The following is a 21,803-nucleotide window of genomic DNA, read 5'->3' on the forward strand; positions in this document are numbered from 1 at the left end:
TTTTTTACCCTGAAACCCAGTACCAACAAGCGCAAGGCGCTCATCTTTTTGATGAGCGCGAGTGTACTCACGCCTCCTGGGCGTTGGGCAGGGACAGCCGGGAGGTGTCTTCCTGCTCCTCTTCACCACCCCGGTTGCGGCCCTCGTTGAGCGCCGTCACTTCCTCGTCGGAGATGTCGCCGGTGATGTACACGCCGTCGAAGCACGAGGCCTCGAACCCCTCCACCTTGCGGTTGATCTTGCCCACGGCCTGCTTCATGGCCTCGACGTCTTGGTAAATCAGTGCGTCGGCGCCGATCAGCTGGCGGATCTCCTCCACCGTGCGGCCGTGCGCGACCAGCTCGGAGCGCGTGGGCATGTCGATGCCATAGACATTGGGGTGGCGCACCGGCGGCGCGGCAGAAGCCAGGTAGACCTTCACCGCGCCGGCGTCGCGCGCCATCTGCACGATCTCCTTGGAGGTGGTGCCGCGCACGATGGAGTCGTCTACCAGCAGCACCTTGCGGCCCTTGAACTCGCTGCCGATAGCGTTGAGCTTCTGGCGCACCGACTTCTTGCGCACGCCCTGCCCCGGCATGATGAAGGTGCGGCCCACGTAGCGGTTCTTGACGAAGCCCTCGCGGTACGGAATGCCCAGCAGCTGCGCGAGCTGCATGGCGCTGGGGCGGCTGGATTCGGGGATGGGGATGATGGCGTCGATCTCGCTGGGAGGCACGGTGGAGATCACGCGCTTGGCCAGCGTCTCGCCCATGTTCAACCGCGCCTGATAGACCGAGATGCCGTCCATCACCGAGTCGGGACGCGCCAAATACACGTACTCGAACACGCAGGGGTTGAGGTGCGGGTTCTCGGCGCACTGCTGGGTTTCCACGCGGCCGTCAGCGTGCACGAACACGGCCTCGCCGGGCGCGACGTCACGGTCCAGCACCTGGGTCGTGCCCTCCAGCGCCACGGATTCGCTCGCCAGCATCACGGTGCCGTCCGCGCCGCGGCCCATGCACAGCGGGCGGATGCCGAACGGGTCGCGGAACGCCAGCAGGCCATAGCCGGCGATCAGCGCGATCACGGCGTAGGAGCCCTTGACGCGCTTGTGCACCGCGCGCACGGCCTTGAATACGTCCTCGGACTGCAGCGGCGCGCCGCTGGTGGCGCGCGCCAGCTCATGCGCCAGCACATTGAGCAGCACTTCGGAGTCGCTCTCGGTGTTGGTGTGGCGGTGGTCGGTGTCGGCCAGTTCGCCGCGCAGCTGCTTGGCGTTGGTGAGGTTGCCGTTGTGCACCATCACGATGCCGAACGGCGCGTTCACGTAGAACGGCTGGGCCTCCTCCTCGCTGGAGGCATTGCCCGCCGTGGGATAGCGCACCTGCCCCAGGCCGATGGTGCCGGGCAGTGCGCGCATGTTGCGCGTGCGAAACACGTCGCGCACCATGCCCTTGGCCTTGTGCATGAAGAACTTGCGCCCTTCCTGCGTGACGATGCCCGCGGCGTCCTGTCCCCGGTGCTGCAGCAGCAGCAAGGCGTCATAGATCAGCTGATTCACGGGGGCCGTGCTGACCACGCCGACAATTCCACACATAGTTTCGTTCCAGTTTTGGCGGCGGGGTTTCCCGCCGATCACACACATCACTCACCGCGGCCGCGCCGCCAGGCCCGCTAGGAAGGCAGATGGCGGCCCAGTTCATCCGGCAGCGCGGGCCTCAACCCCTTGAGCGCTCCCTGCAACAGGGGGGCGGCTTGCGATTCCTTCCACCACGGCGCATCCTGCATCGGCGTCCAGCCGGCCACCAGCACCACGGCCAGCAGCAGCACCAGGCCGCGCAGCACGCCAAACAGTGCCCCTAGCGCCCGGTCCGCGGGCCGCAGGCCCACCGCCTCGACCAGTTTCTTGAGCAGCCACGCCACCAGCCCACACGCAAACACCGCACCGACGAACACCACCGCGAAGCCCGCCACATGGCGCCAGGTGGCATCCGCCTGCCCCATGGGCAGCAGCGCGCCCATATCGTCCGCGAACCATTGCGCGGCAAAGAACGCCACCACCCAGCCGGCCAGCGACAGCAACTCGAACACCAGCCCGCGCCATGCACCGATCAGCAGCGACGCGCACAGCACCACCAGGAAGATCCAGTCCAGCGCCGCCATGCGCAACCTTTGAAACCGCCGTCCCGCGCCGCCAGCCGGCCTACAGCGCCAACACCGACGCGGACAGCCCCGCGCCCTTGACGCGGCCGGCCGCCTTGTCGGCGTCCGCACGGCTGGTGAACGGACCCACTCGCACGCGCGTGCGCTTGCCATCCTTGGTGTCCACCACCTGGGTATAGGTCTTGAGGCCAGAGCGCTCCAACCGATCGCGCACCTCGCGCGCCTTGTCGGCGTCCGCGAAGGCGCCTACCTGCACGATGAAGCGGCCCTGCTCCTCGCGCGCAGCGGCGGGCGCGGCGCTGGGTTGCGGGTTGCGGCCTTCGAGCAGTGCGCGGGCGCGCGCAGCATCGTCCTGGCGCGCAGGCTTGGGATCGGGCCGGGGTTCTGGTTTGGATTCCGGTTTGGCCTCTGCCTTGGGCGCGGGCTTGGGTTCCGGTTTGGGCTCGGGCTTGGATTCCGCCGGGGTTTCCGCCTTAGCCGGCACTTTGGGCTCGACGCGCGCAGTGGGCTGCGAGGCCGCTGGCGCACTGCGTGGGCGGGACGCCACCACTTCCTCGCCCGCATCCAGGCCGGAAGTCGCCGGCTCCGCGGCGCGGGGGGTGTTGGCCTCTTGCTGCGGCACCACCAGCGGAGCCACCTTGTGGCGATCGGGAATGTCCATCGCCACATTCACCGGGACCGGCCGCGGCTGGGTGTCGAACAGCAGGGGGAAGCCCACCACGCCCACCAGCACCAGTACTGCCGCGCCCAGCAGGCGGTGGCGCGCGCGTCGGCGCATTTCCTCGATGCTCTCGGCCTGCGGAGTGCGTGAGCGCTTGGCGGGTTTGTTGGTGTCGCCCGACGGCTCCTGCCGGCCAGGCCAACGAAACTTGAAAAATGCCATGGAGTGCGGACTCGTTATGCGCCCAGATGCTTGGCCTGCAGGCGCGGCACCCCATGCTGGAGCACGCCACCCACCGTGTAGAACGAGCCAAAGACCACAATTCTATCAGCGGGGTCCGCGGCCTCAACGGCCGCGCGCAGCGCCTCCTCGGGGTTGGCGTGCAGGCTGGTGGCGACCTCACGGCGCCCTCCGGCCACCATCTGCAGCGCATTCCATTTCTGCTGCAGGCTGGCGGCCGTCTCGGCGCGCGGCGTGGGCAGGTCGGTGAAATACCAGCGGTCGATCACCGGCCCGACCTTGGCCAGCATGGGCGCCAGATCCTTGTCGGCCATGGCGCCAAACACCGCGTGCGTGGTCGGGAAGTAGCCCATGGCGTCCAGATTGGCCGTGAGCGCCGCCACCGAGTGCGGGTTGTGCGCCACGTCCAGCACCAGCGTGGGCTGGCCCGGCACGATCTGGAAGCGCCCCGGCAGTTCCACCAGCGCCAGGCCGGCGCGCACCGCCTGCGCATTGATGGGCAGGCGTTCACGCACTGCCTCCAGCGCAGCGAGTGCGCCCGAGGCATTGACCAGTTGGTTGGCGCCCCGCAGCGCCGGATACGCCAGGCCGGCATAGCGGCGCCCGCGCCCGGCCCAGGCCCACTGCTGCTTGTCCCCCGAGAAATTGAAGTCCTGCCCGAAGCGCCACAGGTCGGCGCCGATCTCGCGCGCATGGTCGATCACGCTCTGCGGCGGCATGGGGTCGCTCACCACCACGGGGCGGCCGGTGCGCATGATGCCGGCCTTCTCGCGGCCGATGGTCTCGCGGTCAGGCCCGAGGAACTCCACATGGTCGATGTCCACGCTGGTGATCACCGCGCAGTCGGCGTCGATGATGTTGGTGGCATCCAGCCGCCCGCCCAGCCCCACCTCCAGGATGGCCACGTCCAGCAGCGACAGGCTCATGTGCCGCAGGATGGCGAGCGTGGTGAATTCGAAGTAGGTCAGCATGACCTCGTTGCCGTTCTGCGTGCGCGCCCGCTCCACCGTCTCGAAGCTGGCCACCAACGACGCGGCATCGACGATCTCGCCACGGATGCGGCAACGCTCCTCAAAATGCACCAGATGGGGCGATGTATAGACCCCCGTACGGTAGCCAGCCTGCAGGGCCACGGCCTCCAGCATGGCGCAGGTCGAGCCCTTGCCGTTGGTGCCCGCCACGGTGATCACGGGGCAGTTGAAGCGCAGCCCCAGGCGGCGCGCCACCTCGCCCACGCGCTCCAGGCCCATGTCGATGTTCTTGGGGTGCAGCTGCTCGCAGTGGCGAAGCCAGCCTTCCAGTGTCTGCGGAGGAATGTGCATAGCCCGTGAATTGTCGCCGAGCCGGGCTTGCGCGATGATCCCGGGCCATGAGTACCCCCACGATCATCGTCTACGGCATTCCCAACTGCGACACCGTCAAGAAGGCCCGCGCCTGGCTGCAGGAGCAAGGCTTGGCCTACCAGTTCCACGACTTCAAGAAGCAAGGCGTGCCCGCAGAGCGCCTGCCCGCGTGGATGGCTGCCGTGGGCTGGGAGAAGCTGCTCAACCGCCAGGGCACGACCTGGCGCAAGCTGGACGCGACCGTGCAGGCCGGCGTGACGGACGCCCCCAGCGCGGCCACGCTGATGTGCGAGCAGCCCTCGGTCATCAAGCGGCCCGTGGTCGAGTGGCAGGGCAGCCCCGCGGGTGACGTGACGGTGGGCTTCAGCCCCGAGGCATGGAACGCACGCGCGGCCAGCCACTCCAAGGCATGAGGCAACACATCTTTACGCAGATTTACGGGTCGGCGCGGGTGTGTTGACGCGCCGGGCTGAAACTTCCCGCAGGTTCGGCGCGTTGTAGGCCGACCGAAAGGAGCTTTTTGCCCATGAACAAGATTTTTGTCCTCGCGACCCTGGCCACGGCCGCGCTGGCCGCCCAGGCACAGGAACAGGGCCGCGTGCTGTCGGCCACGCCCATCACCGAGCAGATCGCGATTCCGCAGCAGGTCTGCGGCAACGAAACCATCTACAGCGGCGCCCGCCCCACCTCCGGCGCGGGCGCGGTGCTGGGCGCGATTGCCGGCGGCGCCGCGGGCAACGCCATTGGCGGCGGCAGCGGCCGCGCCGCGGCCACGGCCCTGGGTGTGATTGGTGGCGCGGTGCTGGGCAACCAGATCGAGGGCGGTCGCCCCGGCTACCAGAATGTGCAGCGCTGCACGACCGAAACCTACTACGACAACCAGATCGTCGGCTACGACGTGGTCTACGAATACGCCGGCCGGCACTACAACACGCGCACGCAGACGGACCCAGGCGCGTGGATTCCACTCACCGTGCAGCCGACGGTGCCGGGAGTGTCGCGCGCTCCCGCCGGATACCCGCCCACCTACGCCCCCACCTACTCTCCCACCTATTCCGGCGGCTATGCCCAGCCGGGCGTGGTGGTGTCCACCCAGCCGGGCCCGCCGGCCTACATCGTGGAGCCGCCCGTCACCGTGATCGAATACCGCGACAACTATGGCCATCCCTACCGCCCGCCCCGCTACCACGACCGTTACTGGCGCTGAGCAGAGCGCCACGGCCTGGCGGCCAGCACGCAGACGGCACATGCCAGAGGGCTCTTCGGAGCCCTTTTTCGTTGCTGCGGGGCCAACGTCGCCCCGCGCCCGCACGGGGCGCGCCGGCACGCGCAGGCTCTAGAATCGATGGTTTGTCCCATCCTCTGCGTCCCCATCCATGACCACCGAAAAAATCGACGGTGTTTCCGTCACCACCCAGGCCAATGTGTACTTTGACGGCAAGTGCGTGAGCCACAACCTCACGTACCCCGATGGCACGAAGAAGTCGGTGGGTGTGGTGCTGCCGGCCACGTTAACGTTCGGCACGGGCGCACCCGAGATCATGGAATGCGTGGGCGGATCCTGCGAATACCAGCTGGACGGCACCGACGCCTGGGTCAAGGTGGGCGCGGGCGAGAAGTTCAGCGTGCCGGGCAATTCCAAATTCAACATCCGCGTGACCGAGGCCTTCCACTACATCTGCCACTACGGCTGAGCATGTTTTAAGCCTCCAACGCTTACCACACAAGCGCGGGCAGCTATCAATTTTCAAGAGAATCCCATGGCAACCATCCTGCAACACCTCCCCGTCGGCCAGAAGGTCGGCATCGCCTTCTCGGGCGGCCTCGACACCAGCGCCGCGCTGCGCTGGATGAAGAACAAGGGCGCCCTGCCCTACGCCTACACCGCCAACCTGGGCCAGCCTGACGAAGCCGACTACGACGAGATCCCCCGCAAGGCCATGGAATACGGCGCCGAGAAGGCCCGCCTGATCGACTGCCGCACGCAGCTGGCGCACGAGGGCATTGCCGCCATCCAGGCCGGAGCTTTCCACATCAGCACCGGTGGCATCACCTATTTCAACACCACGCCGCTGGGCCGCGCCGTGACGGGCACCATGCTGGTGGCCGCGATGAAGGAAGACGACGTCCACATCTGGGGCGACGGCTCCACCTTCAAGGGCAACGACATCGAGCGCTTCTACCGCTACGGCCTGCTCACCAACCCCGCGCTGAAGATCTACAAGCCCTGGCTGGACCAGAAGTTCATCGACGAGCTGGGCGGGCGCGCCGAGATGTCGGCCTTCATGACCAAGGAAGGCTTCGGCTACAAGATGAGCGCCGAAAAGGCGTACAGCACCGACAGCAACATGCTGGGCGCCACGCACGAAGCGAAGGACCTGGAGTTCCTCAGCAGCGGCATCCGCATCGTCAATCCCATCATGGGCGTGGCGTTCTGGAAGCCCGAAGTCGACGTGCCGGCCGAAGAAGTGTCGATCACCTTCGACGAGGGGCAACCCGTGGCCGTGAACGGCAAGGAGATCGCCGACCCTGTGGAGCTGTTCCTGGAATTGAACCGCATCGGCGGCCGCCACGGCTTAGGGATGAGCGACCAGATCGAGAACCGCATCATCGAAGCCAAGAGCCGCGGCATCTACGAAGCCCCCGGCATGGCGCTGCTGCACATCGCCTACGAGCGCCTGGTCACCGGCATCCACAACGAAGACACCATCGAGCAGTACCGCCTGAACGGCCTGAAGCTCGGCCGCCTGCTGTACCAGGGCCGCTGGTTCGACCCGCAGGCCATCATGCTGCGCGAGACCGCCCAGCGCTGGGTGGCGCGCGCCGTGACCGGCACCGTGACGCTCGAACTGCGTCGCGGCAACGACTACTCCATCCTGAACACCGAGTCGCCCAACCTGACCTACGCGCCCGAGCGCCTGTCGATGGAAAAGGTGGAAGACGCGCCGTTCAGCCCGCTGGACCGCATCGGCCAGTTGACCATGCGCAACCTGGACATCTCCGACACGCGCGGCAAGCTGGGCGTGTATGCACGCGCCGGCCTGCTGTCGCTGGGCGGCAATGCCGCGCTGGCGCAGCTGGAAGACGGCGGCGCGAAGAAAAAATAAGCATCAAACAGGCCTCTAGCGCTTGATGGACGGGCGCTAACAGCTACAAAAACAGAAGCTACCACCCGGCAGGCATGCCGGGTGGTTTTTTTATGCGCCGTTCAAAGAGCGCTGCGCGGTCCACTGCTCCCACCCCTGTGCGCGCAGTTCGCAGGCGGGGCAGCCGCCGCAGCCGTGGCCCCAGGCGTGCAGGTCGCCGCGCTGGCCCAGGTAGCAGGTGTGTGACTCACACCGGATCAGTTCGACCAGGGCGTCGCCGCCCAGCCGCTGCGCCAGGGCCCAGGTGTCGGCCTTGCTGCGCCACATCAGCGGAGTTTCCAGCGTCAGCGGGCGGTCCACGCCCAGACTCAGCGCCACCTGCAGCGCCTTCAGCGTGCTGTCGCGGCAGTCGGGGTAGCCGGAATAGTCGGTCTCGGACATGCCGCCCACCAGCACATCCAGCCCGCGCCGATAGGCCAGCGCCGCCGCCAGGGTGAAGAACAGCAGGTTGCGCCCCGGCACAAAGGTGTTGGGCAAACCGTCCGCCTGCATGGCGATGGCCACGTCTTCGGTCATGGCGCTGCCACCCAACTGCGCGAGCACGTCCACCGTCAGCATGTGGTCCGGCCCCAACTGTCCCGGCCACGGCAGGGCGCGCACCCCGTCGATCAGCCGCTGCCGGCAGTCCAGCTCGACGCGGTGGCGCTGTCCGTAGTCAAAGCCCAGGGTTTCCACATGCCCATAGCGCGCCAGCGCCCAGGCCAGGCAGGTCGCGGAGTCCTGCCCGCCCGACAGCAGCACCAGCGCGCGCCGCTGCGGCAGGCGGCTCATGGCGCGGTCGCGAGCGGGGCCGCGCCCTCGCGCATGCTGCGCACGATGGCGGCCAGCGCCACTCCGTAGGCCGGCACGAAGAACAACAGGCTCACGGCCAGCTTGATGACATAGTCCACCACGGCGATTTCGCCCCAGTGGGCGGCCATGAACGCGTCGGGGCTGCGCCAGAAGGCGATGGAGAAGAACGCCGCCGTATCCAGCGCCTGGCCGAACACCGACGCCGCCGCAGGCGCCAGCCACCACGAGCGGCTGCTCTGGCGGATACGGTCGAACACCTGGATGTCCAGCAGTTGCCCCAGCACGTAGGCGGCAAAGCTGGCAAAGGCGATGCGGAACACGAAGGTGTTGAAGTCACCCAGCGCCGCCCAGCCGTTGAAGCGGCCTTCATGGAACAGCACGCCCACCACATACGACGCCACCAGCGCCGGCAGCATGGCGCGGGTGATGACGCGGCGCGCCTCGGCCTTGCCGATGAGCCGCACCGTCAGGTCGGTGGCCAGAAAGATGAACGGGAAGCTGAACGCCCCCCAGGTGCTGTGAAAGCCCAGCAAATTGATGGGCAGTTGCACCAGGTAGTTGCTGGCGATGACGATGGCGATATGGAACGCCACCAGGAGGGAGAGGTACAACGGCACGCGCGATGGTGCCTTCAGCGAGGTCATGGCAGTCCTTTTTGGATGGGACCTCTGCAATACCTGTAGGGATCAGCACGCTGCAAATCGGTATGGGACGCGAAGCGCAAACCACAGCGGTGGCAGGGCCACCCCGAGGATTTGCATCGACGCAGGCCACCGAGCCCACAGATGCGTGCGGCACTACAGGTGTTGCGGAGGTTCCTGGATGGGGGCGAGGGAACCCATGGTGGCAACAGAGCCGGGGCGCGATTGTAGGCACATTTGCGCATCCCACCCGCGCACAGGGTTGCGCCGCGTATTTTTTTCAAGGCACCCGTCACACAATGCATGCACCGCACGTCTTAGGGGCGTGAACGCGACAACCTCACTCGCCATGGACCAGCACCTCGCCGCCTTTCAGCAGCACCGCCCACGCCTGGCGGGCGTGGCCTACCGCATGCTGGGCAGCCGCACCGATGCCGAGGACGTGCTGCAGGATGCCTGGGTGATCACCACCGTCACCCGGCTGTGCGTGGACCGGCTGCGCGCCGCGCGCATAGAACGCACGGCCTATGACGGCCCCTGGCTGCCGGAACCGTGGATCCCCGGCGACAGCGCCCCGGCCGCCGATGCACGCGCCGAACTGGCCAGCGACCTGTCCGTGGCGCTGCTCGTGGTGCTGGAGCGCCTCACGCCCGACGAGCGCGCCGCCTTCCTGCTGCACGACGTGTTCGACAGCGACTACCCCGAGGTGGCGAGCGTGCTGGGCAAGGGCGAGGCCGCCTGCCGCCAGCTGGTGCACCGCGCGCGCACCCAGGTGCGCCAGCCCAGGGTGCGCTTCACGGCCACACCCGAGGCGTCGCGTGCGCTGGTGGAGCGCTTCGTGCAGGCCATGCGCACGCAGGACCATGCGGCGCTGCTGGCGCTGTTCGCCGAGGATGCGCAGTGGACCGCCGACGGCGGCGGCAAGGTGCGCGCCGCCGCCAAGCTGCTGCACGGGCCGCGTGCGATCGCACGCCTGGCCGCGTCGGTGTGGCGCCTCTACCTGAGCCACCAGACCATGGAAGCGGTGGACGTCAACGGCGGCCCCGGGCTGCTGCTGCGCGACGCGGGCGGCGTGCGCGCCGTCATGGCCTTCGAGACCGACGGCGTACATATCCACGCGGTGTATTCCGTCCTCAACCCCGACAAGCTGCGCGGCCTGTAGGCCTGCGCGCTTCGCCCGGCACCGTCTGCGCGGCGGCGCCGCGTTCACCCCTTTTCTCTCACCCCCCTGCAAGGGGCCTTCCATGTCCTCAGCCCCCCGCATCAACCTCCCTCGCCACGCCGCAAGCTATGCCGCCATGTACGGCCTGCAAAAACACGTCGATGCGGGGCAACTACCCGTCCAGTTGCACGAGCTGGTGAAGATGCGCGCCTCGCAAATCAATGGCTGCGCGTTCTGCATCGACATGCACGCCCGCGAGGCGCGCGAGCATGGCGAAAGCGACCGGCGGCTGCACCTGCTCAGCGCCTGCCGCGAGAGCGGCGTGTTCGATGCGCGCGAATGTGCCGCACTGGCCTGGACCGAGGCCCTCACGCGCCTGGAGCAGTCGCAGGTGTCCGACGCCGTGTACGACGAGGTGCGCGCGCAGTTCAGCGAAGCGGAGATCGTGGAGCTGTCGATGGCCATCGTCGCGATCAACGGGTGGAACCGGCTCAGCGTCGCCTTTCGCACCCCGCCCGGGATCCACACGCCAGCCTGAGCATGCGAGCGGAAACCCTGACAACGCGCCAGGGCAAGCATGGGGGCGCCGCCGCCTAAGGACCCGAAAATCTTGACGCATGTCATGCTTCCGCCACAGACCCGCGAACTGTCATCAGCAGCCTGGCAACAGCGGCGCACAATGACCGCGAGCCTCGGCCCGGCCGGGGCCTAACAAAGAGAAAGGAAGCTGCCATGCCATCGTCCCCGGCCTCATCCCCCCCGCTCCTGCACCCGCTGCTGGGGGCTTCACGTTCACGCAGCGCATAGGTCTATGGGCCGCCATCGCGGTGCTGCTGGCCATCGCGTTCATGCCCGCCCTGCCGGGCCTGCCGCAGGCCGGGCAGATGATGCTGGCCATCCTCGCTTTCGCGGTGATCCTGTGGATGACGGAAGCTCTCGACTATGCGGTGAGCGCCGTCGTTATCGGCGCGCTGATGATCGTCCTGCTGGCCATCAGCCCCGTGCCAGGCAAGGAGGCGGCAGGCGCCATGATGGGCACGCGCGCCGCGCTGCCCTATGCCCTGGGGGGCTTCAGCAACAGCGCCGTGGTGCTGGTGGCGGCGGCTTGCTTCATCGCCGCGGCCATGACGGCCACGCAGTTGGACAAGCGCATCGCGCTGCAGGTGCTCTCGTACGTGCCCGCACGCGCCAACCACGTGGCGATGGGCGCGATCCTGGTGGGCTTTCTGCTGTCGTTCATCGTGCCCAGCGCCACGGCACGTGTGGCCTGCCTCATGCCGATCATGCTGGGCTTTCTGTCGGCCTTCGGCGCGGACCGGCGCAGTAAGTTCGCAGCCCTGTTGGTGATCACCGCCGCGCAGACCGCCAGCGTATGGAACATCGGCATCAAGACGGCCGCCGCACAGAACATGGTGGCCATCGGCTTCATTGAAAAGCAGTTCGGCCAGACCATCACCTGGGGCGAGTGGTTCGTGGCTGGCGCGCCGTATTCCATCGTGCTGACCTTTGCGCTGTACTTCATCATGACGCGCATGCTCAAGCCCGAGATGGACCATATCGTCGGTGGGCGCGAGGCCATCCAGCGCCAGTTGGCAGAACTGGGCGCCATGACCGCCAACCAGTGGAAGCTGCTGGGCATCACGCTGGTGCTGCTGGGCTTCTGGGCGACCGAGGGCGTGCTGCACGACGTGGACACCACCACCTCCACCATCGTGGCCATCGCACTGATGCTGCTGCCGCGCCTGGGCGTGATGGGCTGGAAGGAGTCGCAAAGGGGCTTTCCCTGGGGCACGGTGCTGCTGTTCGCCGTGGGCATCGCCATGGGTGCGGCCCTGCTCAAGACCGAGGCCGCGCCCTGGCTGGCCCGCCTGATCGTGGACAGCCTCGGCCTGGCCAACGCCACGGCATTTGCCATCTTCATGCTGCTGGCCCTGTTCCTGATCGTGATCCACCTGGGTTTTGCCAGCGCCACAGGCCTGGCCTCCACCATGATCCCGATCATCATCAGCGTGCTGCAGGCGGTGCAGACGCCGGGCATCAACCCCATCGGCATGACCATGCTGCTGCAGTTCGTGGTCAGCATCGGCTTCATCCTGCCGGTGAACTCGCCCCAGGGCATGCTGGCCTACGGCACCGACACCTTCGACATCAAGGACTATGTGCGCACGGGCCTGGTGCTCACCGCCGTGGCCATCGCGCTGCTGGTGGTGTTTGCGCTGACCTACTGGCCCTGGATGGGCTACATGACCCTGCCGGCGCGCTGAGGCCCCATCGCCGGCCGGTGGCCCATGCGATTACAGGCATTTTTGGCCTGTAGCCTTTTACTGATAAGCGGTAGCAGCTATCAAAAGGTTAGCAGCTACCGCCTGCTAGACCACCACCGGCTCCGGCTCCAGCCGGATGCCGAAGCGCTCGTACACGCTGGTCTGGATGGCGCGCGCCAGCGTCATCACCTCGCCGCCGGTCACGCTGTCGTCGGGCGTGCCGCGGTTGACCAGCACCAGCGCCTGCTTGTCGTACACGCCGGCCTTGCCCACCGTCTTGCCCTTCCAACCGCAGGCGTCGATGAGCCAGCCCGCCGCCAGCTTGATGGTGCCGTCGGGCATGGGGTAGTGCACGATCTTCGGGTCGCGCGCGATGATGTCCTGGCACTGCTCGGGCGTGACCGTGGGGTTCTTGAAGAAGCTGCCGGCGTTGCCGATCACGGCCGGGTCGGGCAGCTTGGCACGGCGGATCTCGCACACCCAGTCAAAGATCTGCTGCGCCGTGGGCCGGTCCACGCCCGCCTCCTGGCGCTTGCGCTCCAGGTCCAGGTAGCCCAGCTCAGGCGCCCAGTCCTTGCGCAGCAGAAAGCGCACATGGGTGATGACCGCGCGCCCGGCCAGCCCCATGCCACGGTGCAGCCCCCCGCCCTCGTGCGGCGCCTGGGGCGCGGCATGCTTGAACACCGAGTCGCGGTAGCCGAAGGCGCACTGGGCTGCGTCCAGCGTGAAGGGGCGGCCCGTGGCCAGGTCGATGGCCACCAGGGAATGAAAGCGGTCCTGCAGTTCCACGCCGTAGGCGCCGATGTTCTGCACGGGCGCCGCGCCCACGGTGCCGGGAATCAGCGCCAGGTTCTCCAGGCCGGGGTAGCCCTGGGCCAGCGTCCAGGCCACGGCCTCGTGCCAGACCTCGCCCGCGCCGGCCTCCACGATCCAGGCCTTGTCGGTGTCTTCCAGCAGGCGCAGGCCCTTGATCTCCATCTTCAGCACGAGGGGCTTGACGTCGCCGGTCAGCACGATGTTGCTGCCGCCCCCCAGCACGAACACCGGCTGGCGCTCCAAGCGGTGGTCGCCCAGCAGGTCGTGCACGTCCTTGGCCGAGCGCACGCGCACCAGGGTGTGCGCACGCGCGGCGATGCCGAAGGTGTTGTAAGTCTGCAGGGGAACATTTTTCTCGACTAACATCGACCGGATTGTCGCACCCGCCCCCAGGCGGGCGCGGGTTTGTACCGAGTTAGCCGCGAGTGATGCCATGCCTTCTTTTGATACCGTCTGTGAAGCCAACTTCGTTGAAGTGAAAAACGCCGTGGAGAACACCGCCAAGGAGATCGGCACGCGCTTCGACTTCAAGGGCACCTCTGCCGCCGTCGAGCTGAAAGACAAGGAAATCACGCTGTACGGCGACGCCGACTTCCAGCTGCAGCAGGTCGAGGACATCCTGCGCAACAAGCTCACCAAGCGCAACGTGGACGTGCGCTTCCTGGACGTGCAAAAGCCCCAGAAGATCGGCGGCGACAAGCTCAAGCAGGTGGTGAAGGTCAAGAACGGCATTGACAGCGAGCAGGCCAAGAAGATCCAGCGCCTGATCAAGGACAGCAAGCTCAAACTGCAGGCGGCCATCCAGGAAGACAAGGTGCGCGTCACCGGCGCCAAGCGCGACGACCTGCAGGCCGCCATGGCGCTGATCCGCAAGGACATCGCCGACCTGCCGCTCACGTTCGACAACTTCCGCGACTGATGACTGCCCGCCGCCCATGCACCGCCTGACCCTGCGCCTGGCCGCCGCCCTGCTGGCAGCCACCGGCCTGCCCGCCGCCTACGCGCAAAGCGTGGCGCTGGCCGGCATCCTGGGCGGCAAGGCCCTGCTGGTGGTGGACGGCAGCGCGCCGCGCAGCGTGGCACCGGGCGGCTCGCACATGGGCGTGCGCGTGGTCTCGGTGGGCCGCGACGGCGTGGTGCTGGAGGTCGCGGGCGCGCAGCGCGCGATTCAGCTGGGCGAGTCGCCCGTGAGCATTGGCGGCAGCGCGGCCGGCCAGCGTATCGTGCTCAAGGCCGACGCGCGCGGGCATTTCATCAACAGCGGCTTCATCAACGGTCGCGTGATGCAGTACATGGTGGACACGGGCGCCACCACCGTGGCCATCGGCCGGCCCGACGCGCAGCGCATGGGCCTGAAGTTCGAACAGGGCCAGCCCGTGATGATGAACACCGCCAACGGCACGGCGCAGGGCTGGCGCATGCGGCTGGAGTCCGTGCGGGTGGGCGATGTGGAACTGCGCAGCGTGGACGCCATCGTCACCGCGGAGGCCATGCCCTATGTGCTGCTGGGCAACAGCTTCCTGCGCGAATTCCACATGAACCGCAGCGGCGACGAGATGGTGCTGCAACGCCGCCGCTGACGCGCGTCGCCCTCAGGCCCCCATGTCCGCACAGCCCCAACCCAGTGGCACCGATCCGTCGGGCAGCGACTACGAAGACCTGCTGGGCCAGTGGTCCGACCTGGAGTCCGCCCTGTCGGCGCTGCTCGCGCGGCCACGGCAGGCGCGCGACTTCGTGGCCAAGGTGCGCCAGTGCGACCGCTGGCTTCAGGACCTGGTGGCGCACGACATCGACGCCGCGCTGTACCTCATGTTCCAGCTCGCCGCCACCTCCACCGTGGGCTACAGCGCATCGCATGCGCTGGTGTGCGGCACGCTGTGCCACATCCTGGCGCAGGAGTTGCAGTTGCCGCCGCAGGAGCGCGACAGCCTGGTGCGCGCGGCGTTCACCATGAACATCGGCATGACGGCGCTGCAGGATGCGCTGGCGGTGCAGCGCGAGCCGCTCACGGCCGAGCAGCAGCAGGTCGTGGCCAGCCACCCTCGGCTTGGACTGGACATGCTGGAAGATCTGCAGGTCACCAACGACCTGTGGCTGGAGATCGTGGCGACGCACCATGCGCCCTCGTCCGACGCGGCCGTGCCCCTGGCGAGCCTGCCCGTTCGGGAGCGGCTCACGCGCATCCTGAGCACCATCGACCGCTACGCGGCCCTGATCAGCCCGCGCAAGTCCCGCGCCGGCCGCAGCGCCACCGACTCGGTACGCGCCATCGTGGGCCAGGACAGCGACGCGCGCGACGAAGCCAGCCTCATGCTGGTGCGCACCGTGGGCCTGTGCCCGCCGGGCACGTTCGTGCGCCTGGACAATGGCGAGACGGCCGTCGTGCTGCGCCGCAGCGAGCGGGCGAACTTCCCGCTGGTGGCCAGCGTGCTGGATGCCAAGGGCGAGCCGCTGGCCTCGCCCGCGCTCTACCACACGGTGCGCGGACAGCCGCGCATCCAGTCGGCGCTGGCGCGGTCGGCGGTGACGGTGGAACTGCACAACCGCACCATGGTGCGCCTGGGGCTTTATGCGGCCCAGCGCACACAGACCCTGTCCCGCTGAAAAACCGGGCCTGCCGCATCAGGAAACACACGGCACTGCGCGCCGCCTGCCGGGTGCGGACAGGCGCGTATCCGGCTTTTAGGCTTTCTTCTTGGAGCCCAGGCGCGATTCCTTGCCCTGCAGCAGGCGCTGGATGTTTTCCTTGTGGCGCCAGGCCAGCAGGCCCGACATCACGGCGATGGCCATGCCCACGCGCGCATCGGTGTACCAGGCCACGCCACCGCCCAGCACGTAGAAGAACGGCGCGAACACCGCGGCCACCAGCGAGGCCAGCGACGAGTAGCGGAAGAAGAACGCAATGATCACCCAGGTGAGCAGCGTCGCCAGCCCCAGCCAGCCGCTGATGCCCATGAGCACTCCCAGCGCCGTGGCCACGCCCTTGCCGCCTTCAAAGCGGAAGAACACCGGCCACAGGTGGCCGAGGAACGCCGCCAGGCCGACCAGCGCCATGGTGCCCTCCTCCAGCCCGTAGGGCGCGCCGAACCAGCGCACCAGCACCACGGGCAGCCAGCCCTTGAGCGCATCGAACAGCAGCGTGACGGCCGCCGCCGCCTTGGAGCCCGAGCGCAGCACGTTGGTGGCGCCGGGGTTCTTGCTGCCGTAGGTGCGCGGGTCGGACAGCCCCATCACGCGGCTGACGATGACGGCAAACGACAGGGAGCCCAGCAGGTAGGCGGCCACGGCAGCGGCAAGGGGCAGAAGGACAGTGCTCACGACAAGGGGCGCTCAGGGAAGGTGAATGACAAAAGCAAAACCGCCCTATTCTGCCAGCGCGCACTGCACCGGCCGCGCACCCAGCAGCTGCACGCAGACCTGCGGGTCCAGCTGCACCAGGAAGCCGCGGCGCCCGCCGTTGATGGCGATGCGCGGCAGCTGCAGGATGCTCTCCTCGATGAACACCGGCATCTGCTTGCGCGTGCCGAACGGCGAAGTGCCGCCCACCAGGTAGCCGCTGTGGCGGTTGGCCACCTCGGGCTTGCAGGGCTCCACGCTCTTGGCGCCGATCTGGCGCGCAAGGTTCTTGGTGGACACCTTGCAGTCGCCGTGCATGAGCACGATCAACGGCTTGGCGTCCTGGTCCTGCATCACCAGCGTCTTGACCACCACGTGTTCGTCCAATCCCAGCTGGCGCGCCGACTCCTCGGTGCCGCCATGCTCCACGTAGTCGTACGGGTGCTCCGTGAAGGCGACCTTGTGCGCGCGCAGCAGTTGCGTGGCAGGGGTTTCGCTCACGTGGGCGGTCTTGTCCTTCTTGGCCATAAACTCAAAAACAATAGCTGCCCGCGCTTACCAGTCAAGCGTTACAGGCCGATTCGATCCAAAACTCATTGCGCCGGATCGCGCATCTCCCAGCGCACCGCATCGATGGCGGCCAGCAGTTCGGGCGACAAGCGGGTGTCCCACGCATCCAGGTCTTCGTCCAGTTGCGCAAGGGATGTCACGCCGATGATGGTGCTGCTCACGCGCCATTGGTGGTAGCAGAAGGCCAGCGCCATCTGCGTGGGCGACAGGCCGTGGTCACGCGCGAGCTGGTTGTAGCGGCGCGCCGCAGCCAGCGCCTCGGGACGGCCCCAACGCTGCTTGCGCACCGACTCATAGCGCGCGATGCGCGCCTGTTGCGGCGCACCCGCGTCGGCGGGCGCGTACTGGTCGAACTTGCCGGTGAGCAGGCCGAACGCCAGCGGCGAATACGCAAGCAGCGACACGCCCAGGCGGTGGCATGTCTCGTCCATGGCGTTTTCCCAGCTGCGGTTGAGCAGGCAGTACGGGTTCTGGACCGACGCCACGCGCGGCAGCCCGTGCTGCTCCGCCAGGCGCACGAACTCGTGCACGCCGTAGGGCGTCTCATTGGACAGGCCGACATAGCGCACCTTGCCCGCACGCACCAGGCCGGCCAGTGCCTCCAACTGGTCGTGGATGGGCGTGGTGCTGGCTTCCTTGGACGGGTCGTAGTACAGCGTGCCGAACGCGGGCACGTGCCGCTCGGGCCAGTGGATCTGGTACAGGTCGATCACGTCGGTCTGCAGCCGGCGCAGGCTGCCCTCACACGAGGCGACGATGTCCGCCGCCGTCATGCCCTGGCCCTTGCGGATCCACGGCATGCCGCGCGACGGGCCCGCCACCTTGGTGGCCAGCACCACCTTGCCGCGCATGCCCGGGCGGCTGGCAAACCAGCGGCCGATGATGGATTCGGTGGCGCCACAGGTGGCCTCGCGCGCGGGCACGGCATACATCTCGGCCGTGTCGATGAAGTTCACGCCGCGCTCCAGCGCGCGGTCGAGGATGGCGTGCGCCGCCGGCTCCGCCACTTGCTCGCCAAAGGTCATGGTGCCCAGGCAGATCGGCGTGACGTGCAGGTCGCTGTGGCCAAGGGGAAGGGTATGCATGCAGGCTCCGAAAGACAGTTGCGCACGAGTTTACGGATTCGCGTCACATCGCGCAGGCCGCACCCACTCCGCCGAGTTGTCGCGGCCACGACGCGCCGCGGACGGTTCACCGCGAAATAATCCACCCATGTACCAAGCCCAACGCCCTTGCCGCACCGAGACCGTTCCCGTTCGCACGCTGCACTACCACGTGCGGGTCTGGGGCGAGCGCCCCGCCGATGCGCCGCCCCTCGTGCTGCTGCATGGCTGGATGGACGTGGGCGCGTCCTACCAGTTCGTGGTGGACGCCTTCAGCGCCGCCTTTGCCGCGGGCCGCCAGATCATCGCGCCGGACTGGCGCGGCTTCGGCCACACGCGCACGCCCGCACCGAGCGACGGCTACCACTTCGTGGACTACCTGGCCGACCTGGACCAGCTGCTGGACCACTATGCCGGCGAGCAGCCGGTGGACCTGGTGGGCCACAGCATGGGCGGCAACGTGGCCATGCTGTATGCCGGCGCGCGGCCATCGCGCATCCGCCGCCTGGTGAACCTGGAGGGCTTCGGCCTGCCCGCCACCCAGCCGGCGCAGGCCCCCCAGCGGCTGGCGCAGTGGATGGACGAGATCCGCCAGTTCGAGCGCGGCGACCTGGCCCTGAAGCACTACGACAGCGCCGATGGCGTGGCCCTGCGGCTGATGAAGACCAACCCGCGCCTGCCCTCCGACAAGGCCGCATGGCTCGCCCGCCATTGGGCGGCGCAAGATGCCCAGGGCCGCTGGCACATCCAGGGCGACGCGGCGCACAAGATCGTGAACCCGCAGCTGTACCGGGTGGACGAGGTGCTGGCGCTGTACCAGGCCATCACTGCGCCGGTGCTCTCGGTGCATGCCAGCGACGACAGCCTGGGCCAGTGGTGGAAGGGCCGCTACACGCTGCAGGAATACCACCAGCGCCTGACCCAGGTGCGCGACGTGCGGCATGCCGTCGTCGAGAACGCAGGCCACATGCTGCACCACGACCAGCCGCAGGCCGTGGCAGCGCTGATCGAGGCGTTCGTGGCCGGGCCGGCGCCCGCAGCCTGAGTCGACGCCTTGCGCACGCGGCGCTCGCGCTGCCCACGCTCGCCTGAGCGTCGTGCAACGGGCGCGGCCGCTGCCCACGCGGCGGCCCCACTGCAGATATCCCCGCCGCGCAGCGCGGTGTCGTGGCAGGCGCTGCCGCCCGTGGCCGACAATCGGGCAACCGCGCTTTGCCGCTTTGTTGTCAGCCCTCGAAAGGTAGCCCCACCGCATGGACCAGAACCGCGACGCCCACCCTCCCGCCACCCGCATCGGCATCGTCGGCTACGGCAATCTGGGGCGCGGCGTCGAGGCCGCAATCACCAAGAACCCCGACATGGCGATCGCCGGCATCTTCACGCGCCGCGACCCCGCGCAGCTCCAGCCGCTGGGCGCAAGCGTTCCGGTGCACGCCATGGACAGCCTGTTGCGCCACAAGGGCGCTATCGATGTGCTGGTGCTGTGCGGTGGTTCCAAGGACGACCTGCCCCGGCAAAGCCCCGAGCTGGCCGCGCATTTCAATCTGGTGGACAGCTTCGACACCCATGCGCGCATCCCCGGGCATTTCGCCGCCGTGGACGCCGCGGCCCAGGCTGGCCAGACCACCGCACTGATCTCGGCCGGCTGGGACCCGGGCCTGTTCTCCATCAACCGCGTGATGGGCGAGGCCCTGCTGCCCGACGGGGCCACCTACACTTTTTGGGGCAAGGGCCTGAGCCAGGGCCACTCCGACGCGGTGCGCCGCGTGCCCGGCGTGGCGGGTGGCGTGCAGTACACCATCCCCGTGCCCGAGGCAGTGGACAAGGTGCGCAGCGGCGTGCGGCCCGAGCTGTCCACACGCGAAAAGCACCGGCGCGAGTGCTTCGTGGTGCTGCAGGACGGTGCCGACGCTGACGCGGTGCGCCGGGCCATCGTCGGCATGCCGCACTACTTTGACCAGTACGACACCACGGTGCAGTTCATCAGCGCCGAGGAACTGGCGCGCGACCATGGCGCCATGCCGCACGGCGGGTTCGTGATCCGCAGCGGCAACACCTCGGCGCCCAGCAAGCAAGTCATCGAATACCGACTGCAGCTGGACAGCAACCCCGAGTTCACCGCCAGCGTGCTGGTGGCCTATGCACGCGCGGTGCACCGCATGCACGCGGCGGGTCAGTTCGGTTGCAAGACCGTGCTGGACGTGGCGCCCGCCCTGCTGTCGGCCAGGAGTGCGGCGGAACTGCGCGAGCAGTTCCTGTAAGCCCCGCGGGCATCAGGCAAAACAGCCTTTAGCGCCCACCCATCAAGCGCAGATAGCTATCATAAATATAGCAACCGCATATAACCCCAGCCGGTTCCCGGCGCTGCAGGGTGCGTTAGCGGGGGCATCAGCCCGCCATGAGAAAATCGCGCGTTATTCACAAGACACCACCAGGACACCCGCACCATGGAAGCAGAACGCATCAACCTCATCGGCACCACCCTCGAAGACCTGACCGAGCGGACCCAAGAGCTACGGAGGTATCTTTGACTACGATGCCAAGTTCGAACGCCTGCGCACGGTCAACGCATCGCTAGAAGACCCGGCTGTCTGGAACGACCCCAAGAAGGCCCAGGAGCTCGGCAAGGAAAAGAAGTCGCTCGACGCCGTGGTGCTGACGCTGCAAAAGCTCACCACCGAGCTGGCCGACAACGCCGAGCTCTACGAAATGAGCAAGGAAGAAGGCGACGAGGCCGGCCTGACGACCATCGAGGCCGAGGCCGAGAAGCTGCGCCCGCTCATCGAGGAACTGGAATTCCGCCGCATGTTCAGCAATGAGGCAGACCCGCTGAACTGCTTCGTGGACATCCAGGCCGGCGCGGGCGGCACCGAGGCCTGTGACTGGGCCAGCATGCTGCTGCGCCAGTACCTGAAGTACGCCGAGCGCAAGGGCTTCAAGGCCACGGTGGAAGAAGAAACCCCGGGCGACGTGGCCGGCATCAAGAGCGCCACGATCAAGATCGAGGGCGAGTACGCCTACGGCCTGCTGCGCACCGAGACCGGCGTGCACCGCCTGGTGCGCAAGTCGCCGTTCGACTCGTCGGGCGGGCGCCACACATCGTTCGCCTCGCTGTTCGTCTACCCCGAGATCGATGACTCCATCGAGATCAACATCAACCCGTCCGACGTGCGCACCGACACCTACCGAGCCTCGGGCGCGGGCGGCCAGCACATCAACAAGACCGATTCGGCCGTCCGTCTGACACACATCCCCACGGGGATCGTGGTGCAGTGCCAGGATGGCCGCAGCCAGCACAGCAACCGCGACGTGGCCTGGCAGCGCCTGCGCTCGCGCCTGTATGACTTCGAAATGCGCAAGCGCATGGAAGAGCAGCAGAAGCTGGAAGACACCAAGACCGACGTGGGCTGGGGCCACCAGATCCGCAGCTACGTGCTGGACAACAGCCGCATCAAGGATCTGCGCACCAACGTCGAGATTTCCGCCACGCAAAAGGTGCTGGACGGTGACCTCGACGCCTTCATCGAAGCCTCGCTCAAGCAGGGTGTCTAAACAGGGCGTGCAAACGCGCCCGCACAGATTGGAAA

Annotated in this window: 23 protein-coding genes; 13 read left to right on the plus strand and 10 right to left on the minus strand. The window is 67.7% G+C overall.

The window, feature by feature from the left end; translation table 11 throughout:
• Positions 1-67: 67 nt before the first annotated feature.
• The 4 genes from purF to folC all read right to left on the minus strand — a co-directional run bounded on the left by purF (position 68) and on the right by folC (position 4,365).
• The gene (gene purF, locus HND92_RS12090) at positions 68-1,576 is read right to left on the minus strand and encodes an amidophosphoribosyltransferase (RefSeq protein ID WP_011805892.1); all 1,509 of its coding nucleotides are present in this window, start codon (positions 1,574-1,576) and stop codon (positions 68-70) included.
• Positions 1,577-1,653: 77 nt separating this feature from the next.
• Complete coding sequence (locus HND92_RS12095) at positions 1,654-2,142, minus strand: CvpA family protein (protein WP_011805893.1); 489 nt, start codon at positions 2,140-2,142, stop codon at positions 1,654-1,656.
• 40 nt (positions 2,143-2,182) lie between these two features.
• Complete coding sequence (locus HND92_RS12100; protein ID WP_172207213.1) at positions 2,183-3,025, minus strand: SPOR domain-containing protein; 843 nt, start codon at positions 3,023-3,025, stop codon at positions 2,183-2,185.
• 14 nt (positions 3,026-3,039) lie between these two features.
• Positions 3,040-4,365, minus strand: a complete 1,326-nt coding sequence (gene folC, locus HND92_RS12105; RefSeq protein WP_172207215.1) for a bifunctional tetrahydrofolate synthase/dihydrofolate synthase — start codon at positions 4,363-4,365, stop codon at positions 3,040-3,042.
• Between the two features lie 47 nt (positions 4,366-4,412).
• Between folC and HND92_RS12110 the strand changes: the two genes are divergently transcribed.
• From HND92_RS12110 to argG, 4 genes are all read left to right on the plus strand, one after another.
• The gene (locus HND92_RS12110; protein WP_015913663.1) at positions 4,413-4,799 is read left to right on the plus strand and encodes an ArsC family reductase; all 387 of its coding nucleotides are present in this window, start codon (positions 4,413-4,415) and stop codon (positions 4,797-4,799) included.
• Positions 4,800-4,912: 113 nt separating this feature from the next.
• Positions 4,913-5,593, plus strand: a complete 681-nt coding sequence (locus HND92_RS12115) for a glycine zipper 2TM domain-containing protein (RefSeq protein WP_172207217.1) — start codon at positions 4,913-4,915, stop codon at positions 5,591-5,593.
• Positions 5,594-5,762: 169 nt separating this feature from the next.
• On the plus strand, positions 5,763-6,080 hold the full coding sequence (locus tag HND92_RS12120) for a pyrimidine/purine nucleoside phosphorylase (RefSeq protein ID WP_011805898.1): 318 nt from the start codon (positions 5,763-5,765) through the stop codon (positions 6,078-6,080).
• 66 nt (positions 6,081-6,146) lie between these two features.
• Positions 6,147-7,493, plus strand: a complete 1,347-nt coding sequence (gene argG / locus HND92_RS12125; protein ID WP_172207218.1) for an argininosuccinate synthase — start codon at positions 6,147-6,149, stop codon at positions 7,491-7,493.
• A 90-nt stretch (positions 7,494-7,583) separates the two neighbouring features.
• On the opposite strand, the gene queC is transcribed toward argG, so the two are convergent.
• Both queC and HND92_RS12135 read right to left on the minus strand, forming a co-directional pair.
• On the minus strand, positions 7,584-8,303 hold the full coding sequence (gene queC / locus HND92_RS12130; RefSeq protein WP_088886460.1) for a 7-cyano-7-deazaguanine synthase QueC: 720 nt from the start codon (positions 8,301-8,303) through the stop codon (positions 7,584-7,586).
• Complete coding sequence (locus HND92_RS12135; protein WP_015913664.1) at positions 8,300-8,968, minus strand: 7-cyano-7-deazaguanine/7-aminomethyl-7-deazaguanine transporter; 669 nt, start codon at positions 8,966-8,968, stop codon at positions 8,300-8,302. The genes queC and HND92_RS12135 overlap by 4 nt, the downstream gene beginning before the upstream one ends.
• A gap of 346 nt (positions 8,969-9,314) precedes the next feature.
• Here HND92_RS12135 and HND92_RS12140 point away from each other — a divergent pair, with 346 nt between their 5' ends.
• The 3 genes from HND92_RS12140 (at position 9,315) to HND92_RS12150 (ending at position 12,391) form a co-directional block, all read left to right on the plus strand.
• Entirely contained in the window at positions 9,315-10,127 is an 813-nt protein-coding gene (locus HND92_RS12140) for a sigma factor-like helix-turn-helix DNA-binding protein (protein WP_172207220.1), read from the plus strand.
• Positions 10,128-10,209: 82 nt separating this feature from the next.
• Complete coding sequence (locus HND92_RS12145; RefSeq protein WP_011805903.1) at positions 10,210-10,665, plus strand: carboxymuconolactone decarboxylase family protein; 456 nt, start codon at positions 10,210-10,212, stop codon at positions 10,663-10,665.
• Positions 10,666-10,864: 199 nt separating this feature from the next.
• Positions 10,865-12,391: a DASS family sodium-coupled anion symporter gene (locus HND92_RS12150; RefSeq protein WP_371814893.1), complete on the plus strand. Its 1,527-nt coding sequence runs from the start codon at positions 10,865-10,867 to the stop codon at positions 12,389-12,391.
• A gap of 105 nt (positions 12,392-12,496) precedes the next feature.
• Here the strand turns inward: HND92_RS12150 and murB are convergent, their stop codons facing one another.
• The gene (murB, locus tag HND92_RS12155; RefSeq protein WP_172207222.1) at positions 12,497-13,573 is read right to left on the minus strand and encodes a UDP-N-acetylmuramate dehydrogenase; all 1,077 of its coding nucleotides are present in this window, start codon (positions 13,571-13,573) and stop codon (positions 12,497-12,499) included.
• 67 nt (positions 13,574-13,640) lie between these two features.
• On the opposite strand from murB, the gene HND92_RS12160 reads away from it, so the two are divergent.
• From HND92_RS12160 to HND92_RS12170, 3 genes are read left to right on the plus strand one after another with little or no spacing between them, the layout of a single operon-like run.
• Positions 13,641-14,126 carry a YajQ family cyclic di-GMP-binding protein gene (locus tag HND92_RS12160; protein WP_047350459.1) on the plus strand — a complete coding sequence of 162 codons (486 nt, stop codon included), beginning with the start codon at positions 13,641-13,643 and terminating at the stop codon, positions 14,124-14,126.
• A gap of 16 nt (positions 14,127-14,142) precedes the next feature.
• Positions 14,143-14,787, plus strand: coding sequence for a TIGR02281 family clan AA aspartic protease (locus HND92_RS12165; protein WP_011805907.1), 645 nt, complete (start codon positions 14,143-14,145; stop codon positions 14,785-14,787).
• Between the two features lie 22 nt (positions 14,788-14,809).
• Positions 14,810-15,811 carry an HD-GYP domain-containing protein gene (locus tag HND92_RS12170; RefSeq protein WP_011805908.1) on the plus strand — a complete coding sequence of 334 codons (1,002 nt, stop codon included), beginning with the start codon at positions 14,810-14,812 and terminating at the stop codon, positions 15,809-15,811.
• A 78-nt stretch (positions 15,812-15,889) separates the two neighbouring features.
• On the opposite strand, the gene plsY is transcribed toward HND92_RS12170, so the two are convergent.
• From plsY to HND92_RS12185, 3 genes are all read right to left on the minus strand, one after another.
• On the minus strand, positions 15,890-16,525 hold the full coding sequence (gene plsY / locus HND92_RS12175) for a glycerol-3-phosphate 1-O-acyltransferase PlsY (RefSeq protein WP_103738426.1): 636 nt from the start codon (positions 16,523-16,525) through the stop codon (positions 15,890-15,892).
• A gap of 45 nt (positions 16,526-16,570) precedes the next feature.
• Positions 16,571-17,071, minus strand: coding sequence for a Cys-tRNA(Pro) deacylase (ybaK, locus tag HND92_RS12180; protein ID WP_047350456.1), 501 nt, complete (start codon positions 17,069-17,071; stop codon positions 16,571-16,573).
• 65 nt (positions 17,072-17,136) lie between these two features.
• Positions 17,137-18,198 (minus strand): aldo/keto reductase, encoded by a 1,062-nt coding sequence (locus HND92_RS12185; RefSeq protein ID WP_011805911.1) that lies wholly within the window; start codon positions 18,196-18,198, stop codon positions 17,137-17,139.
• Between the two features lie 127 nt (positions 18,199-18,325).
• On the opposite strand from HND92_RS12185, the gene HND92_RS12190 reads away from it, so the two are divergent.
• The 3 genes from HND92_RS12190 (at position 18,326) to prfB (ending at position 21,768) form a co-directional block, all read left to right on the plus strand.
• Positions 18,326-19,261, plus strand: a complete 936-nt coding sequence (locus tag HND92_RS12190; protein ID WP_172207224.1) for an alpha/beta fold hydrolase — start codon at positions 18,326-18,328, stop codon at positions 19,259-19,261.
• A 208-nt stretch (positions 19,262-19,469) separates the two neighbouring features.
• Positions 19,470-20,477, plus strand: a complete 1,008-nt coding sequence (locus tag HND92_RS12195) for a diaminopimelate dehydrogenase (RefSeq protein ID WP_172207226.1) — start codon at positions 19,470-19,472, stop codon at positions 20,475-20,477.
• A gap of 186 nt (positions 20,478-20,663) precedes the next feature.
• Positions 20,664-21,768 (plus strand): peptide chain release factor 2 gene (prfB, locus tag HND92_RS12200; protein WP_172207228.1). Its coding sequence is split into 2 segments (ribosomal slippage): positions 20,664-20,744 and positions 20,746-21,768, totalling 1,104 coding nucleotides; the frame shifts between segments, so codons are not numbered across the junction.
• Positions 21,769-21,803 lie beyond the last annotated feature (35 nt).

The sequence above is a fragment of the Diaphorobacter sp. JS3050 genome, from assembly GCF_013154915.1.
GTDB lineage: Bacteria > Pseudomonadota > Gammaproteobacteria > Burkholderiales > Burkholderiaceae_C > Diaphorobacter > Diaphorobacter nitroreducens.